Source organism: Paraburkholderia acidicola, from assembly GCF_002362315.1.
Lineage (GTDB): Bacteria > Pseudomonadota > Gammaproteobacteria > Burkholderiales > Burkholderiaceae > Paraburkholderia > Paraburkholderia acidicola.
The window spans coordinates 2,711,733-2,729,431 of sequence record NZ_MTZV01000006.1; the positions used below are offsets into that span (position 1 = coordinate 2,711,733).

The 17,699-nt window shown below is 60.1% G+C and carries 12 protein-coding genes; 8 read left to right on the plus strand and 4 right to left on the minus strand.

Annotation, left to right across the window (positions count from 1 at the left end; all coding sequences use genetic code 11):
- The first annotated feature begins 206 nt into the window (after positions 1-206).
- The 6 genes from BWP39_RS30600 to BWP39_RS30625 all read left to right on the plus strand — a co-directional run bounded on the left by BWP39_RS30600 (position 207) and on the right by BWP39_RS30625 (position 10,076).
- Positions 207-2,843, plus strand: coding sequence for a GH92 family glycosyl hydrolase (locus BWP39_RS30600; RefSeq protein WP_096725909.1), 2,637 nt, complete (start codon positions 207-209; stop codon positions 2,841-2,843).
- A gap of 202 nt (positions 2,844-3,045) precedes the next feature.
- On the plus strand, positions 3,046-4,470 hold the full coding sequence (gene aldA / locus BWP39_RS30605; protein ID WP_096726274.1) for an aldehyde dehydrogenase: 1,425 nt from the start codon (positions 3,046-3,048) through the stop codon (positions 4,468-4,470).
- 188 nt (positions 4,471-4,658) lie between these two features.
- The gene (locus tag BWP39_RS30610; protein ID WP_096726275.1) at positions 4,659-5,969 is read left to right on the plus strand and encodes an MFS transporter; all 1,311 of its coding nucleotides are present in this window, start codon (positions 4,659-4,661) and stop codon (positions 5,967-5,969) included.
- A complete protein-coding gene (locus BWP39_RS30615) occupies positions 5,966-7,183 on the plus strand; it encodes a mandelate racemase/muconate lactonizing enzyme family protein (RefSeq protein WP_096725910.1) in 1,218 nt (405 codons plus the stop codon). The genes BWP39_RS30610 and BWP39_RS30615 overlap by 4 nt, the downstream gene beginning before the upstream one ends.
- A gap of 9 nt (positions 7,184-7,192) precedes the next feature.
- Positions 7,193-8,854 carry a GMC family oxidoreductase gene (locus tag BWP39_RS30620; RefSeq protein WP_096725911.1) on the plus strand — a complete coding sequence of 554 codons (1,662 nt, stop codon included), beginning with the start codon at positions 7,193-7,195 and terminating at the stop codon, positions 8,852-8,854.
- 280 nt (positions 8,855-9,134) lie between these two features.
- Positions 9,135-10,076: a TauD/TfdA dioxygenase family protein gene (locus tag BWP39_RS30625; protein ID WP_096725912.1), complete on the plus strand. Its 942-nt coding sequence runs from the start codon at positions 9,135-9,137 to the stop codon at positions 10,074-10,076.
- A 9-nt stretch (positions 10,077-10,085) separates the two neighbouring features.
- On the opposite strand, the gene BWP39_RS30630 is transcribed toward BWP39_RS30625, so the two are convergent.
- Entirely contained in the window at positions 10,086-10,670 is a 585-nt protein-coding gene (locus tag BWP39_RS30630) for an IMPACT family protein (protein WP_096725913.1), read from the minus strand.
- Positions 10,671-10,946: 276 nt separating this feature from the next.
- Between BWP39_RS30630 and ampC the strand changes: the two genes are divergently transcribed.
- Together ampC and BWP39_RS30640 are read left to right on the plus strand one after the other, a co-directional pair.
- Positions 10,947-12,119, plus strand: coding sequence for a class C beta-lactamase (gene ampC / locus BWP39_RS30635; protein WP_096725914.1), 1,173 nt, complete (start codon positions 10,947-10,949; stop codon positions 12,117-12,119).
- An 11-nt stretch (positions 12,120-12,130) separates the two neighbouring features.
- A complete protein-coding gene (locus BWP39_RS30640) occupies positions 12,131-12,538 on the plus strand; it encodes a cupin domain-containing protein (protein WP_207557200.1) in 408 nt (135 codons plus the stop codon).
- Positions 12,539-12,758: 220 nt separating this feature from the next.
- On the opposite strand, the gene BWP39_RS30645 is transcribed toward BWP39_RS30640, so the two are convergent.
- The 3 genes from BWP39_RS30645 to BWP39_RS30655 are packed head-to-tail and all read right to left on the minus strand — an operon-like array spanning position 12,759 to position 17,586.
- Complete coding sequence (locus BWP39_RS30645) at positions 12,759-13,709, minus strand: hypothetical protein (RefSeq protein WP_096725915.1); 951 nt, start codon at positions 13,707-13,709, stop codon at positions 12,759-12,761.
- On the minus strand, positions 13,702-14,871 hold the full coding sequence (locus BWP39_RS30650; protein ID WP_096725916.1) for a DUF2515 family protein: 1,170 nt from the start codon (positions 14,869-14,871) through the stop codon (positions 13,702-13,704). The genes BWP39_RS30645 and BWP39_RS30650 overlap by 8 nt, the downstream gene beginning before the upstream one ends.
- A gap of 15 nt (positions 14,872-14,886) precedes the next feature.
- Positions 14,887-17,586: a type VI secretion system Vgr family protein gene (locus tag BWP39_RS30655; protein WP_096725917.1), complete on the minus strand. Its 2,700-nt coding sequence runs from the start codon at positions 17,584-17,586 to the stop codon at positions 14,887-14,889.
- Positions 17,587-17,699 lie beyond the last annotated feature (113 nt).

Genomic DNA, 17,699 nt, shown 5'->3' on the forward strand with positions numbered 1-17,699 from the left:
CCGGTCGTCAAGCCGCAACGAGAGCGGTAATCCGCCGCATCGAAGAGTTCGACCACTTCCGTCTCAGGAAGACCATCTGGACGAACAGCAACGCTGACTGCGTGGCGCGCTGTCGCGCGCTCACGTTGGTCAGTTCGGGGTAGTCGGAGTAGTCAGAGTAGTTAGCGCATCGCTCGATGCGTCCAATAAGAAGGGAGATGATACGCATGAAAAATCTATTAAGACTCGCCGTTGTCATGGCGGGCATGGCCACGCTCGCCGGTTGCGGCGGCGATGTAGGTTCAACGCAGACCGCCGCGCATTCCGGCACGACCACGGACAATCCGGTGACGGGAGGGGCGGGCAGCGGTTCGGCTACGCCCTCCGCCAGCACGCCGACCACACCGGCTACGAACACACCCGCTGCCGTCACACGCACCGACATCGCGGGCCTGACGAAATTCGTCAACGTGTTTATCGGCACGGATACGCCGGATACGGGCCTGTACGGTTATCCCGGCAACCTCAACCCCGCAGCGGAAACCCCGTTCGGGATGGTCAGCTTCGGGCCGGACACGCCAGGCAGCAACTCACCCTACGGGGAAGGCTCCGGCGGCTATTTCTACGGGGATACGAGCATCGACTTCTTTAGCCTCACGCATCTGCAGGGTCCCGGCTGTCGTGGCCAGGGTGCGGTGGCGATGATTCCCGGCGGCGGTTCGCTGACGTTCTCGCATAAGGACGAAAGTGCGTTGCCAGGCTACTACAAGGTGAAAACCGGTAACGGCATCGTCAACGAATTGACGGCGACGACGCGCACCGGCATGGCACGGCTGACGTTTCCTGCTTCGATGAGCCCATCGCTGGTTGTCAACGCGCTGATCAGCAACGGCATGAAGAGCGGCGTATCGCCGAAGCTCGTCAATATCGCGGTCGATGCGCAAACGGGCGTGGTGTCGGGGCAAACCGTGGTCGGCGCGTTTTGCGGCGGCACCTGGTACAAGCCGGTGTACTTCTACATGCTCTTCGACACGGCGATCAATCCGAAGACAACGAAAGTCGCCAACGGTGTCGCCAACATCGGCTTCGCGCAGGGCGCAGCAGGCAGCCCGACGGTCGTTCAGTTGAAGGTCGGTATTTCTTCGGTTAGCGTGGCCAATGCGAAGTTGAACCTGACCACCGAAAACCCGAACTGGTCGTTCGACAGCGTTCAGCAGAACCAGCAGGCCATCTGGAATCATCGGCTCAATACAGTCCAGCTCGATCTCGCCGCACCCGGCGCGATGGACAAGCTGAGCTCATCGCAACTGCAGACGGCGACCAACTACGTGACGCAGTTCTACACCGCGCTGTATCACACGTTAACCGGGCCGACGGTCTATAGCGACGTCAACGGCGATTACCGCAGCATGCAGCAGGCGAATCTGTCGGCACCGGGCAACACGGCACCGGCCAGACCAACCGCAAACGTGTCGCAGTACCCGGTGCCCGGCAATGCGGCCGCCTACAAGACGCATTACTCCGGCTTCTCGCTGTGGGACACGTACCGGTCGGAAACGCAGTTGCAGGCGTTGCTGTTCCCTTCGGAAGTGAGCGACATGATGCAGTCGCTTGTCGCCGATGCCAGCCAGTGTGGCGCGTTTCCGCATTGGGTCGACGGTAGCGACGACACCACGCCGATGGAAGGCGACCACGCGCCGAATGCGATTGCGGGTGCGTATATCTTTGGTGCGCGTTCGTTCGATACGGCAACTGCGCGCAAGTACATGCTGCAATCGGCGTTCGGCAAGACACCGGGTGGTACGTACACGGTTGGCGCGTGTAACGACAAGTCGAGCGTGGTGCCGGCGGCCGGCAGTTTCTATCTGAAGAACGGCTATGTCGCGACCGATATCGTTCCGAACAATCACTCGGGATCGATGACGCTGGAGTTCATGACCACCGACGAGTCCATCGGCAACTTCCTCGCCGCGCTCGGCAACACGCAGGACGCGAGCAATGTCACCGCGCTGCACAAGCGCGCGGGCAACTGGGCGAATATCTTCGACACGAGTATTCCGGCGAGCCAGAACTATTTCGGCGGCGTGACGGCGGCGCTCGTACCGAAGAATTCGAGCGGCCAGTGGGTGTTCAACGATCCGAACAACGGAGGCTTCCACGAATCGACCGAGCCGAACTATCTGTGGACGGTGCGGCACGACTACACGGCGTTGAATGCGAAACTCGGCGGCAATGCGACAGCGATCGCACAACTGAACGCGCTGTTCGGACTGGACGCAACCAACCCGTACGGCGGCGCGCTGCCGAGCGGACCTACGCTGAACAGCGGAGAAGGTGGCAGCACGCTGTACATCGGTAACGAGCCATCGTTGCAGACGCCGTGGGCCTATAACTGGACCGGCACGCCGCAGCTTGCGCAACGCGTGATCCCAATCGTCCTGACGCAGACGTTCAATAACGATCCGGGCGGTCTGCCGGGCAACGACGACCTTGGCGCGACTTCGGGCTTTTATCTGTGGGCGTCGCTCGGGCTCTATCCGGTGATTCCGTCTGCGCCCGGACTGGCGATGTCGACCCCGCAGTTCAAGGGCATGACGGTGTGGCTCGGCGACGGAACGAAGAAGCTGCGTATCGAAGCCGATGATGAAGCGCTGCTGAACAACAAGCCGTATATCAAGTCGGTGCAACTGAACGGCAAGACCTGGACGGGCTCGTGGTTGCCGCTTGCCGAGATCGCGAACGGCGGCACGTTGAGCTACACGCTGTCGGCCACACCGACAGACTGGGCAAGCGGTACCGCACTGCTGCCGCCATCCGGTCCGGCGGCGGACTATACGAAGCCGCTCGCAACGCCGACGCCGTAACGTCGGGAGGACAAAAGCGTACGTGGTGCCGCATGCCACGTACGCCTCCCGACTAACATTCATTTTCCGCATGTTCCTCCCGCGGATTAATCGCTTGTCCCGCCAGCCGGCCGCATAGAACAATTTCGCTCATGCGCCGGTTGCATGTCTCCCATAGCCGCCGGTTATGCGCGTCGCCGCGCTACGCCCACAGGCAGGAACCATGCGACTCGAGCGGAACTTTGTGAATGGCCGGTTCATCGACCCGGCTACCGACGAACTGATCACCGTCTACAACCCGGCCACTGAAGCGGCCATCGGCCAGGTGTCGGGTGCGTCCCGCGCCGAGGCCGTTGCCGCCGTCGACGCCGCGGCGCTCGCCCAGAAAGGCTGGCGCAAGCTGCCGTCCGCGGAGCGCGGCGCCTGGCTGCACAAGCTTGCCGATGCGCTGACCGAATGCGCACCCGCGATCGGCGCAGCGCTTGCCGCGGAGTCCGGCAAGAGTCTCGCCGATGCGACCAATGAGGCGATCTACGCCGGCCAGATCACCCGCTATCACGCCGAATGGGCGCGACGCATTGAAGGCGAAGTGATTCCCAGCGATACCCCCGACGAAAACCTGGTGCTGCATCGCGAGCCGATCGGTGTCGTCGCGGCTTTGATCCCGTTCAACTACCCGGTCTATACGCTGATGCGCAAGATCGCGCCGGCGTTGATTGCAGGCAACACGGTAGTGGTGCGTCCGAGCAACAACACGCCGACGTCCGCATTCGAAATCGCGAAGGCGGTGGCACAGGCAGAACTGCCACCCGGCGTCATCAACATACTCGCGATGAGCCACGCGACTGCGGAAGCGGTCTGCACGCATCCGGCAGTGGGCATGATCACGCTGACGGGCAGTGTCGCCGCGGGTCGCAAGGTGCTCGACTACTGCAAGACGAATATCGCGAAGCCGTCGCTGGAACTTGGCGGCAAGACACCGGCAATCATCGAACCCGATGCAGACCTCGAGCGCGCCGCGCGTGAACTTGTCGCGTCGAAGACGACCCACTGTGGCCAGCTTTGTACGGCGATCGAGCGCGTGTACGTGCACGAGAGCGTGCATGACCGTTTCGTCGCGTTGCTGAAAGCGCATATGCAGAACGTGCGCTTCGGTGATCGCAGTGAAGACCCGACGTTGATGGGACCGCTGGTGAACGACGCGTCGCGTCGCGGGATTCATGCGATGGTCGAACGTGCGGTTGCAGCCGGTGCGAAGCTTGAGACGGGCGGCACGCTGCCCGACGGCAAGGGTTTCTTCTATCCGCCAACATTGCTGTCGAACTGCCGCCAGGACATGGAGATCGTCCAGGAAGAAACCTTCGGACCGATCATGCCGGTGATCCGCTACAGCACGCTCGACGAAGCGCTGGCATTCGCCAACGATCATCAGTTCGGTCTTTCGTCGGTGCTCTATACCGAGCATTACCGTTCGGCGATGAAAGTCGCGAACGACATCGAAGCCGGCGAGCTATATGTGAACCGCACGCCCGCCGATCCCTATCAAGGCTTCCATGCAGGCTGGAAACGCTCGGGCCTCGGCGGCGACGATGGCAAGCACGGCATGCTCGAGTTCACGCAGACCCGCCTTGTGGTCATGAAGTATTGAAATTTTCGCGGCGCGCATCCGGCTGGGTGCGCGTTTTTTCGTATTCGCGGCGTTGAGTTAGCACGCCGTAACCATAACAACGATATCGGGGACGCCGCGTAACGGACGCCAGCTACTGCCGTTCGTGTCTCGGGTCTCTCAGGAGCGCCTCTGTGTCTGTACGACCCGTCGTTAAATCTGCCGCCGCGCTGCCGCTATCCGGCGACGCCGCTTCATCTCGCGAAACGCGCGAAACTCGCGATACAAAAGCGCAACGCTATCTGCAACTCGCGCTGCTCGTTATCGCCGCGGGCGCGATCTATCCGATCCTGTATCTGCGGCAGGTCTATCAGCCGACGATGCTCGAAGTGTTCCACATCACAGATAGCCAACTCGGCTATCTGTACTCGTCGCTGGGCACGATCTTTCTGTTGAGCTATCTGCCGAGCGGCTGGCTCGCCGATCGCATCGCACCGCGTCTGCTGATCTGCTTTTCGCTGCTGGCAACGGGCGCACTCGGACTCTGGTACGCAAGCGCGCCGGGTTTTGCCACGTTGATGGTGATCTTCAGCGGCTGGGGACTGACGACGGGGCTCACGTTCTGGGCAGCGGTGATCAAGCGCGTGACGACGATCGCGGGCCACGACGAGCAGGGCCGCTTCTTCGGTTTTCTCGACGGTGGCCGCGGCCTTGTCGAAGCGTTGCTCGCGACGATCGCGATTACGCTGTTCGCGTGGATGACGCAGACCCGAGGCGAACCGGTTGCGTACGGTTTCAAGCTAGTCGTCTACATGTACGCGTTTTTGTGCATTGGGCTCGGCGTGGTGCTGGCGCTGGTGAAAGACGACTCGGACGCAAACCGCGCATCGCGCGCGCAAACCGAGGAGAAACGCAACAACGTATTCACCGATCTGCTGACGCTCGCACGCATTCCCGAGTTGTGGCTCGTCGCGGCGATCGTGTTCTGCGGTTACCAGGTGTTCTGGGCGACCTACAGTTTCTCCGCGTATCTGCACGAAGGCGACATCGGTCTTTCTGTAGTGATGGCAGGCACGATCACGACACTCAAGCTCTGGATGCGGCCGATCGGCGGCATCGGCGGTGGCGTTCTCGGCGACCGCTATTCGAAGATCACGGTGCTCGTCATCGCGCTGTTTCTGGCCGGACTGTCGCTCTGCGGACTGATCGTCGCGCCGCACATTCAGAGTCACGTGATGCTCGTGTTCCTCGTGCTGTTCATCGGCGTGCTGACGTATGCGATTCGCGGTCTCTACTGGTCGCTACTCGACCGCTGCAACGTACCGGTGCAAACGATGGGCCTCGCCATCGGCCTGATCTCGGTGATCGGTTATTCGCCCGACGTGTTCCTGCCGCTTATCAACGGCTATCTGACTCAAACGTTTCCCGGCGTGACCGGCTACCAGATGTACTTCGGCTACGTCGCCGCAGTCGCGATGCTCGGTGGCTGCGCGGGGCTCGTACTACGCAATATGCTCAACAGGAAGGAAGTTCGCTCATGAAAGTGATCTCGCTCGAAACTCATGTCGTCGCGGTCCCGCCGCCGCATCTGGGCGGCATGTACTGGATCTTCGTGAAGCTCAGGACCGATTGCGGAATCGAAGGCGTCGGCGAAATCTATTCGGCTACGTTTCACCCGAGCGCGATGACGCACATCATCGACGACGTGTTCGCGCGCTATCTGCTCGATCGCGATCCGCACCACGTCGAACGGTTGTGGCGCGAAGCGTACTCGAGCGGCTTCACGCAGCGCCCCGATCTGACGATGATGGGTGTCGTCAGCGGCCTCGAGATGGCGTGCTGGGACATCATTGGCAAGGCGGCGAATAAGCCCGTATATGAACTGCTCGGCGGCATGGTCAACGAACGGTTGCGCTCGTACACCTATCTGTATCCGAAGAACAGTCGCGGCGAATACGACTACGACGATCCCGATCTCGCCGCGGAGTGCGCAGCGGAAAACGTCCGTCGCGGTTTCACTGCGGTGAAGTTTGATCCGGCGGGTCCGTACACCGCGTATTCGGGGCATCAGTTGTCGCTCGAAGTACTCGATCGTTGCGAACTGTTTTGCGGCAAGATCCGCGAGGCGGTGGGCAGCAAGGCCGATCTGCTGTTCGGCACGCATGGGCAGATGGCGCCTTCGTCGGCGATCCGACTCGCGAAGCGGCTCGAAAAATACGATCCGCTGTGGTTTGAAGAACCGGTACCGCCGGGCCAGGAAGCCGCAATGGCGCAGGTCGCGCAGCACACGAGCATTCCCATCTCGGCCGGTGAACGACTGACGACCAAGTACGAATTCCACAAGCTGCTCGAAGCCGGCGCGGCTTCGATCATTCAACTGAACGTGGCGCGTGTGGGTGGTTTGCTCGAAGCGAAGAAGGTCGCGGCGCTCGCCGAGGTGTACTACGCACAGGTCGCACCGCATCTATACAACGGTCCGGTCGGCGCAGCGGCGAGTATCCAGCTCGCAACCTGCACGCCGAATTTCCTGATTCAGGAAAGCATCGGTACGTGGGGTGGTTTTCACTCGGACATTCTGAAGACGCCGATTCGCTGGGAAGACGGCTACATCATTCCGTCGAGCGAGCCGGGGCTCGGTGTCGAGCTGAACATGGATGTGGTGCGACAGCACACGCCTTATACGGGCGAGCGTCTGCATCTGCAGATGGCCGCAAAGCCCGCCGATGTGAAGGATCTCGCGCCCGCCAAAGGCTAAGGACACACGATGGACTACGACTACATCATCGTCGGCGCGGGGTCGGCGGGCTGCATTCTGGCCGAACGTCTGTCGGCATCAGGCGAGCATTCGGTGCTGCTGCTCGAAGCGGGCGGCAAGGACAGTTCGTTCTGGTTCCGCGTGCCGGTGGGCTTCACGAAGACCTACTACAACGCGACCTACAACTGGATGTACTACAGCGAGCCCGAACCGGCGCTCGACAACCGTCCGATCTACTGCCCACGCGGTAAGGTGCAGGGCGGCTCCGGCTCGATCAACGCGATGATCTTCGTGCGCGGCCAGCCGCACGACTTCGACGACTGGTCGGCGGCGGGCAACCCGGGATGGTCGTTTGCCGACGTGCTGCCGTATTTTCGCAAGCTCGAATCGCATCCGCTCGGCAATTCCGTGCATCACGGTGCAGATGGTCCGATTCGCATCTCGCCGATGAAGGACGGTGTGCATCCGATCTGTCACGTGTTCCTGAAGGGTTGTGAGCAGGCAGGCTACGCACGTACCGACGACTTCAACGGTGCGCGCTTTGAAGGCGCCGGTATTTACGATGTGAACACGCGCAACGGGCAGCGTTCGTCGAGCAGTTTCGAGTATCTGCATCCGGCGCTCAACCGCCCGAATCTCACCGTCGAGCGCGAGGTGCTGGCAAGCCAGGTGCTGTTCGACGATGCACGTCGCGCGACGGGTGTCGTTGTGCAACAGAACGGCAACACGCGCCGCTTTAACGCGCGCCGTGAGGTGATTCTCGCGGCCGGTGCGGTCGATACGCCGAAGCTGCTGCAACTGTCCGGCATCGGAGATCGTGCGTTGCTCGCGCGTTACGGTGTTCCGCTCGTGCACGAGTTGCCAGCGGTTGGGCAGAATCTGCAGGATCATCTGTGCGTGAGCTTCTACTACCGCGCGAACGTGAAGACGCTGAACGACGAGATGCGGCCGTTGCTCGGCAAGCTGAAACTCGGTCTGCAATATCTGTTCACGCGCAAAGGGCCGCTGGCGATGAGCGTGAACCAGTCGGGTGGGTTCTTCCGCGGTAGCGAGCACGACGCGCAACCGAACCTGCAGCTGTACTTTAATCCGCTGTCGTACCGGATTCCGAAGAGCAGCACGGCCAGTCTTGAACCCGAGCCGTATTCGGGGTTTCTGCTGGCGTTCAATCCATGCCGGCCGACCAGCCGTGGTTCGATCGAGATTGCGTCGAATCGTGTGGAGGATGCAGCGAAGATCCGCATCAATGCGCTCTCGACGCAAAAGGATATCGATGAAGTGATTCAAGGCTGCCGTCTGGTGCGGCGAATTATGGCGACGCCTGCACTGCAGGGCATCACGGTCGAGGAGATTTCACCGGGGCCGCAGGTCGACGACGATGCCGCGTTGCTGCAGTATTTCCGCGAGCAGTCGGGGTCGATCTATCACCTGTGCGGGTCGTGTGCGATGGGTTCCGATCCACGTACATCGGTTGTCGACTCGCGGCTGCGTGTATATGGTGTGACGGGGCTGCGCGTGGTCGATGCGTCGGTGTTTCCGAACATCACGTCCGGCAACATCAATGCGCCGACGATGATGGTGGCGGAGAAGGGCGCGGCGATGATACTCGAGGATGCCGTGGCCGAGTCGAAGCAAGCACCACGCGCACGGGAACTGGCCGCTGCGCATTGACGTATGAAACGCTGATTGAAAGGCCGCGCGGAGTGAGTTCAATCCGCACGGTTTTGTTGCCACGTTGTCGTAGTGTGCTGCAATCACGCCAGATTAGATGTTGGTGCAGCATGCCGAAAATGCCGAAATGCATTACCTCATCCGCGTCATAAGCACAGAAAAAACAAGTCTTTTACGGAGGCGGTGAACGCTGATTAGATCATTCGATCGACAGCTACGCCACTTTCCTTCTCCTCGCACGGCGTCGTGCTGTCTGTCCAACCCACACTGGAGAGCCACCATGACGACGTTAAGCCTTGCTGCATCCAACACACTCGACATCCAGCCGGTCACCGGCCGCATCGGCGCCGAAATTCGCGGCGTGCGGCTATCGGGCACGCTCGAACCCGCGGTGCTCGACGCGGTACGCGCGGCGCTTCTGCGCCACAAGGTGATCTTCTTTCGCGATCAGACCCACTTGACGGACACAGAGCAGGAAGCCTTCGCCAAACGGCTCGGCGACCCGGTGTCGCATCCGACCGTGCCTGTGATCGACGGTACCGACTATCTACTCGAACTAGATTCGCACCGTGGTGGCCGTGCGAACTCGTGGCATACCGACGTGACCTTTGTCGATGCCTATCCGCAGGCGTCGATCTTGCGCGGTGTGACGATTCCTGAGGTGGGCGGCGACACCGTGTGGGCCAACACGGCAACCGCTTATCTAGACTTGCCGCCGCCGTTGCAAGCGCTAGCCGACCAGTTGTGGGCCGTGCACAGCAACGAATACGACTACGCGAACCATACGAGCGTCGGTAGCCGCGGGCGCGATGTCGAAGCGGCGAAGCGTTATCGCGAGCAGTTTGTGTCGACGCGCTACGAAACCGAGCATCCGGCAGTGCGTGTACATCCGGAGACCGGCGAGAAGACGTTGATTCTCGGTCACTTCATCAAGCACTTTGTCGGCGTGACGCCGAGTGCGTCGGCGCATCTGTTCGACCTGCTGCAAGGCTATGTGACGCGTCCAGAGAACGTCGTGCGCTGGCGCTGGCGGACCGGCGACGTCGCGATCTGGGACAACCGCGCGACCCAGCACTATGCGGTCAACGATTATGGCGATGCGCATCGCGTGGTGCGCCGCGTGACGATTGCCGGTGATGTGCCGGTTAGCGTCGATGGGCGGCGTAGCGTGACGCTAAGACGCGAACCGAATCCTGCTGTCACCGATACGAAGGCTGCATAGGACGTATGTTCAATCCGGAAACACCGCGCGGCCCTGGGTAAGGTCGCGCAGTGTGTCGCGGGCACGGTCCAGCGCGGTGGCAGGTAGCTGGACCGTGAGGCACACGTTCATCGCGTGTGTACTTTGCAGCAGCACATGTTGGTCCTGTTCGATCCAGCGGCGCACCCGCGCCTCGTCGGCGTAACCAACCTCCACCTGCAACTGAACCTGAGCGATACGCTCGATCAGCACTGCGTCATGCAGCGCGCTCGCGATCGCATCGGTGTACGCGCGTACGAGCCCGCCTGCACCGAGCTTGACGCCGCCGTAGTAGCGGATCACCGCGCCGAGTACACCGTCGAGATCGTGATGTCGCAACACCTCCAGAATCGGACGACCGGCCGTGCCGGATGGTTCGCCGTCGTCGGACATACCGGACTGGCCGCCCGCAAGCAATGCCCAGCATACGTGCGTCGCGGCCGGATGCTCGTCGCGCAGACGACGCAGCTCGACCATCGCGGCGTCGCGATCGGCGACGGGAATCGCGTGAGCGATAAAGCGGCTCTTGCGGATTTCGATTTCCCGTGTGCAGGGTGCGGCGATTGAGTGAGTCATGAGGCGGTGAGATAAAAATACATCGACACGATTTCGGGAAAGGTTCAGAGAAAGTCGCTAGCCATCGTACTCCGCTTTCGCTCGCAATCCGGGTATCGCGAGAACGATGCATTTCGGCGAACATCATGGCCGACAATCTCGCACCATAGCAAACCCACAACATTTTCTTTACCCTTCTGCAAATAATCGTCGATTGTCCTTACTGCCCAAAGGACCGATATTCTCAGGCAGCCGAATCCCGTCGGCCGACCCGCAGAGAGTGAAGGAATCACGCCAATGAAGTTCAGAGCCACCCATCTCGTCACAACCGTTACCCTGGCGTTGTGCACGATCACCTCCATCAGCCTCGCCGCCGACAACCGTCAAGACCAGATCAGACATACCGTCGACGAAGCAGTACAGCCAGTCATGGCGAAGAACAACATCGCAGGTATGGCGATCGGCATCATCGATGGACAACAGCACTACGTATACAACTATGGCGTGGCTTCGTTGGAAACCAGGAAGCCGGTCACGCAGAACACCTTGTTCGAACTCGGATCGATCAGCAAGACCTTCACGGCGACGCTCGCATCGCTTGCACAAGTCGACGGCGATCTCACCCTGACGGATAGAGTCGGTAAGTATCTGCCGTTGCTGGGCGGCAGCCGGTTCGCCGATGTACGTGTGTTCGATCTGGGCACGCATACGCCGGGCGGCCTGCCGATACAGGTGCCGGATAACGTCAACAACAACGATCAGCTGACGCAGTATCTGAAAGCCTGGCAACCCGCTTATGCGCCCGGCACGCGACGGACCTACTCCAATATCAGCATCGGCATGCTTGGCGTACTCACGGCGACGAGCATGAAGCAGGATTTCGCCACGCTAGTCGAGCAGCGTTTGTTTGCCGCGCTCGGTATGACGAACAGTTACTTCGACGTTCCGCAAGCCCATTTGGCCGACTATGCGCAAGGTTATAAAAAAGACGGCGCGCCGATCCGCGTGTCGCCCGGCGTGCTGTCTACCGAAGCGTATGGCATCAAGAGTTCGGCTGCCGACATGACGCGCTTCCTGCAAGCCAACATGAACCAGTTGAAGCTGGACGAGAAGCTCCAGCGCGCGATCACGCAGACACACACCGGCTACTTCAAGGCCGGCGTGATGACGCAAGACCTGATATGGGAACAGTATGCATACCCGGTCGAGTTGAAGACCTTGCAGGAAGGCAACTCACCGGAGATGATTGCCAACGCCACACCCGTTACCGGATTCAAACCACCGCAAGCGCCACGTGAAGACGTGTGGATCAACAAGACGGGCTCGACCAATGGCTTCGGTGCGTATCTGGCATTCATCCCGGCGAAGCAACTGGGGATCGTGATTCTTGCAAACAAGAATTTTCCTATCGATGAACGGGTGAGCACCGCATATCGGATTCTCACGGCCATCGCTGGCAGCGAACATTGAATCCAGAGGGAATGACGATGAGACGCCTCGGTTATTTCTCTCTGGTCGCGATGGCTTTAATCACCACGCAGTCCGCTTTTGCAGCCGGCACTGCGCCCGCTGCAAAGGACACCATCGTTCTGCAACGCGTCCCGGTTGCAGGAACGGATCGCGAGATGGGCATGGGCATAGCCGAGTTTCCTCCGAATGCGGTCAAGCCGTGGCACAAGGCAACGGGGCCTGAGGTTGCCTATGTGCTCGAGGGCGAGGTCACGGTGCGAGTGGACGGTCAACCGCCCAGTGTTGTTCACGCGGGCGAGAGCTACCGGATGCCGGCGAATGTCGCGCACGAGACGGCAGCAGGCCCTGCGGGCGCGAAGGTCGTCGCGACGTGGGCCTGGGTACCGGGTAAGCCGTTCAATATTCCGGTACCGCATTGATTGCGTCGAGCGATTCGATTGCCACGGATTCCGCAATGGTTTCTTGTCTGCCTGAGCGATGACGAAGCGCCGTGCAACCCGGATAATCCATCGCGTGACGAATCTAGCTCCTGGCTGGGGGCGAAGGCGGACTCCTCATCTGCCACCGATCTCGTCATGGCCCCGTGAATCGCAAGATTCACGGGGTTTTTCTTGGCTGGCTGGATGACGCCAGGCGCAGTCAATTTTTCGGTGGAGCAATACCCGCGATCGTGGGATCAACCCAATCCGTTAGAATGCGCGCGCCTTGAGCACGGGCTTTGGACTCTGCTTCCTCACGGGCGTGTAGATACTTCGGAATGGCACTCTGATATTTGGCGCGTGCGGTGTCATCGGTCGCGCCGTAGGTATCGAGCCATGCCGCTTCCGTTTGAATCTGTGCGTCGAGTTGATCGCCTAGCGTAACCGGCAAATCGGGTGAGCGTTCGTCCCGGCTGTACTTCAGGTCGATGAATCTACCATCCGTATACCAGCGCCAGACGATGTTGGCCCCGCGTGGCAAATGTTTCCATTCATCGAAGGACAGTTTGTAGTTCGGATCTGCATAGAAGAGTTTCGGAAACGAAACGTACGTCGGAGCGCCGTAGCCCGGTGGCTCGAAGGCGTAGGTACCTCGACCCTCCAGGCGCGGCGATGATAACGCAATATAACGTTTCCATCCCGCACCGTTGATGAGCGAAATCACCCCCGTCACGTAACGGTACATCGCTTCGTCGTAGGCTTCGAACGCCGCTGTGTCATGCACATCCTTTGGCGAAACCGGGACCTTGAACGTCAATTGAATGTTTCTTATCTTCCGGCCTTCCTCCGTGTCCGACATGAATTCGACGTCGGTGGCTTGAGGAAAGACGATTCCATGTTTGGGGTCCTTGAACTGGAATACCGGTTCCACACCGGTCGCGATCCGGCTTGCGTCGTACATCAACGCCGTCGAGATATGCGATCGCTTGATCGGCACTTTGGCCGGGCGCACTACCGCGTCGCTGTCATCACCCAAATCGAAGGCCAGGTCAGGTTGCATGGTTGCTTTTTCCTCTTGCGCCGTTGCGTTACTGATCGCTTGCCAACCGAAGCCGCTTGCAGCAAAAGCAGCAATCAGACTAGCGATAACGATGACACCGCGGTTACGCATTCTTCCAACCCGAGATCGTTGAGATTTGCGTGATCATGTAAGGCCGATACTTGGCGTTGGTCATCAGGTAATGGTATTTCTTCAGAATTTTTTTGACGTAGATCATGCGATCGTCGGTTTTATAGAGTTTTCCATCACCCATCTCTACCTTGATGTCGTCCTCTGTCAGATCGTAGTGGTCGAGTTGTTGCTGGGCAATGTCCGGGGTGATTTCGGCGGATGCATTGAAGAACACGGCCGGGTCCTTGGCGCCCGAGAACGCCCGAATTACCGGCTTCCGGCCAAAATCGTTCATGTCGATGGCACTCTGAAACTCGGGATGGTTGTACACCATCACCTGAAGATGCAGCGTTTGCTCATGCAGCAGGAACTGCCATGCCGCTTCATAGGCGAGGTTTTGCTTCGCCGCGTCGTCTGTGGATGTCTCGTACAGTTCCAGCAGGTAAAATCCATTGGAAAGAAAAGTGGTCACCTTGCAGTTCTTCATCTCGGACAATGCGGCACCATCCCGGATGAGGTCGGGCCCGATCACGATCATCGGATTCGCCCTTTTGCGTAACGCGTCGATCAGCGCATTGTTTTGACCAAGCGCCCAGGGCAAGCCTTTGACAATCGGCTTTACCACGTCGTCATAGGTGTCGACGTCGCGTCGGCTTTTGCAATGTTCGAACAATTCCTTGCCATATTTCTTGTAGAACAGGTGCCATGTCGTGACCTCGAGAAACACCCAGAGATTGCCCTTCGCCAGATAGTAGAACGTCACCATTGCCGACCCCCGCGCCATGGCAAGAGCCGATTGCACCTTGTCCCACGATAGAAACTGCACCGCCAGTTCCATTCCGGCAACAACCTCTTTCGCCGCGAATGCAGCCAGTCCAGGCCAATAGAATCGCCCCGCCTTATCCGTCCCTTCGTCATCGAGGAAGAGCTGCGCGTAGTTTCCAGCAGTACGCTTCGCACGCCGCACGGGGTCCTTCAGGAACACGCCGTCGTCGGCCTCCATGGCGATATTGTCCATCTGCGAGCTCGACCACTGGTGCTCGCACGTGACCGTGCAATCCTTGCAGGAATCCGGTGTCTGGTTCAGCTCGCTTTCGCCCAGCAGCCCGCCCTTGAGATAAACCGTACCCTCGTCGCTGTTTACCGCCGAATCATCCGCCACATCTATCTCCCATATTTATTCGAATTCATCGGAACCGGCCTTGATGTTCGGCACATATAAGTGCGCTTTGATCGGATCAGGCGTGTTGCTAAACACACGCGAAATCGCCCCCTGCTCGTTGGTGGCGGTGTGCAAGAGGTCGCTTCGTACCGCAAGCAGGTGCTTCATGTCCGGGATGGTTTTTCCTAGCTCGTCCTTGAAGACCAGCGCTTCGTCATACATTCCCGTTGTCTGCTTGAAGGCACCGAGATTCGTATAGAGCTGGGTCGGTCCAGAGAACGCGTGCGTACTGCCCTTCACATCGATTTTGCCGGGTGCGTGAATCTGGATGTCGCCACCCTTAATGAGGATATACGCGCCCTGTGAGACCAGCAGGATGCCTTGATCTGCGGCGATTTCGATCTTCTCGGTCGCGGACTGCAGCGTCATGGTCTTTTGCGCGGTCAGTTCGATATTGTCCGATTGCGCCTGGATCTGAATCTTTCCCTTCGCTGCGAACAGCTTCATGCCTGCGTTCTGCACGAACAGGCTCAGCTTCTGGCCGATGCTTGCAACCAGCGATTTGCCGGTCGCGACATGCGTGCTCTGTCCGCTCACCAGATTAAGCTGCTCGTCGGCTGCGATGTGTGCCGACTTTTGCGTCGACAGCGCGATACCGGCCGGTGTGGCGAACAGCATGACCGGTTGCGCAAACGTTTTTGCGTTGCCCGTTCCGCCGCCTGCGGTGACGCCGCCTCCGCCCGACGTTCCGGCCGTACTGTGCTGCGTCGCGTCGGTGAAACTCTTCAGCGCATCGTGTCCTGCGCTCAGGCTCTCGGCACTCGCCGTCTCGCTGGCCTGCGACAGGCCTTCGATCAGGCTTTCCGAGCCGATGAGCTGATTGCTGGCCTGCCGTGCATCGAGTGGCTGGCTTGCCACGGGGTGCGTCGATACATAGAGCCCCTGGCCCGCGCGCAGCGCACCGTGGGCCTCCGAACTCAGGTCAAAGCCGCTGCCGAGAAAGTTGCCCCTGGTGTTATCCGTGTGGTTGATGAGGTATCCAAGATGCAACTGCGAATTCGCGCTGCTGCTGTAAAGCTGCACGCGGTTCTGGCCCGTCGCGTCGTCCATCACCATCTGGTTGAAACCACTGCCCGAGAATTCCTTTGAGCGAAAGCCCGAGAGCAGGGCGTTCGAATGCCACTGCGGTGTCGCCGCGCCGTTATACACGCGATGCAGCGCAATCGGCCGGTCGATATCATTCCCAACGTACCCGATCAGCAGTTCTTCGCCCGCGCGCGGCATATGCACGCCGCCGTAACCATCGCCGGTATCGGACTGCGCGACGCGCACCCAGCACGACGCCCGTTCGTCTCCCTGATTGTGCCGGTCCCAGACGAACAACACCTTGATCCGGTTTAGTTCGTCGGTGTAGGCCTCCTGGCCCTTCGGCCCGGCCACGATCGCTGACTCCAGCCTGGTTTCAGGCTTGTGATGCTCGAACGGGCTGCGGTAGGGCACTGTCGTGCGCTGCGCTTCGAGGGAGACGTGATAGAAACCCGTCGAACCATCCGCGTGGCTCACGCTGAATGTCTTGCCGGAGCCATCGGCACGGGCTCGCGCAAGCTGACCGGTCAGACTATGCGGATAGTTCGCCTCGTGGCCGGAGAGCGGGAGATTGTTTTCGATGAGCCACTCAACCTCGATGCTCGCGAATTCGCGCTGGTCCGCCGTGTCCTGGTCGTGTTCGGGGTGGTCATCCAGCGTGAACCGCCGTCCCGCATCCATTGCGCGCAAGCTGCCGACGCCATGAAAGCGCTTCGCCTGCGCTTCCCATTCCTCCATGCGGATCTTCGACAGGCGATCACCTTGCTCCTGCTTCGGATAGGTATAGCCCCCCGTGTATTCGTAGACCTCGGTCTGATGGGGCAGATCGCCCTGGTTCGCCATCGTCGGAACCGACGTTGCCTTGGGATTGAACGGGGTCGAGGGACTCTTGTAGTCGAAGGTGCGCGTCGACAGCAGGCTGGATTGCAGCGTGCGGGTGCCCGACCACTGCACGAGCGCATCTACCTCGCTGGTGGTGCCGGCCCGGTAGAAGCTGACCGTCTCCGGCGAGAGCGGATCGAGCGTTTGAAGGCGGTCGGTCACGACCAGCGTGTGCGATTTGCCGTCGGCAGCTTGCTGCCAGAAGCCGTACAGCCCTTCGGACTCGAGCAGCCGGTTCACGAAATTCCAGTCGGTCTCATCCTGACGACAGTACGAACGCGAGGGCAGCGGTGTCGACAGGGCGAAGCGATACATGCCCTGCGCCTGCGGATGCTGGTTGAACACGTCCGCGATGATTTCGTCCGCCGGCTTGTCCTGCCAGTGTTGCTGGTCGCGGCGGAATCTCAGGAAATGCATCCATGACGAAAAGGCGATCTGGTATGTCGTCAGGTTACCGTCCGCGCCCAGCCGCCGCGCCATATGCACGTAGCCGTGATGCGGCAGGTAAGCCCCGTCGGTTTGCTGGATCCAGAGGGTGACGGCCTGGGCAATCAGCGTCTTGAGCTGGACATCGTCCGAGGTCGACACGCAGTCGAGCTGGAAGAGGAAATCGCGGCCGATCCGGGCGTGTCCGCTGACACGGTGGGGCAGCAGGACGTTATTACCCGCGGGTGTATCCAGTTTCAACAGACGGCCTTGCTGCACCAGTCCGCCTCTGATTGCCCCGATTATGTCCTGTGCGCCCATACTGCCTCGCTTTCCGATTATGCGGAGACCTCGCGCGATTTTACGTATGGCGATCGCGCGAATGCAATCAAACAATGATCATAAAGTGTAAGGACGGCGGACTATCGCCGTTT

Bases quoted from the DNA above. Each gene is read 5' to 3' on its own strand.
- ampC (WP_096725914.1), top strand. From the start codon at position 10,947: ATGAAGTTCAGAGCCACCCATCTCGTCACAACCGTTACCCTGGCGTTG.
- BWP39_RS30630 (WP_096725913.1), bottom strand. From the start codon at position 10,670: ATGACTCACTCAATCGCCGCACCCTGCACACGGGAAATCGAAATCCGC.
- BWP39_RS30640 (WP_207557200.1), top strand. From the start codon at position 12,131: ATGACGATGAGACGCCTCGGTTATTTCTCTCTGGTCGCGATGGCTTTA.
- aldA (WP_096726274.1), top strand. From the start codon at position 3,046: ATGCGACTCGAGCGGAACTTTGTGAATGGCCGGTTCATCGACCCGGCT.
- BWP39_RS30655 (WP_096725917.1), bottom strand. From the start codon at position 17,586: ATGGGCGCACAGGACATAATCGGGGCAATCAGAGGCGGACTGGTGCAG.
- BWP39_RS30600 (WP_096725909.1), top strand. From the start codon at position 207: ATGAAAAATCTATTAAGACTCGCCGTTGTCATGGCGGGCATGGCCACG.
- BWP39_RS30645 (WP_096725915.1), bottom strand. From the start codon at position 13,709: ATGCGTAACCGCGGTGTCATCGTTATCGCTAGTCTGATTGCTGCTTTT.
- BWP39_RS30620 (WP_096725911.1), top strand. From the start codon at position 7,193: ATGGACTACGACTACATCATCGTCGGCGCGGGGTCGGCGGGCTGCATT.
- BWP39_RS30615 (WP_096725910.1), top strand. From the start codon at position 5,966: ATGAAAGTGATCTCGCTCGAAACTCATGTCGTCGCGGTCCCGCCGCCG.
- BWP39_RS30625 (WP_096725912.1), top strand. From the start codon at position 9,135: ATGACGACGTTAAGCCTTGCTGCATCCAACACACTCGACATCCAGCCG.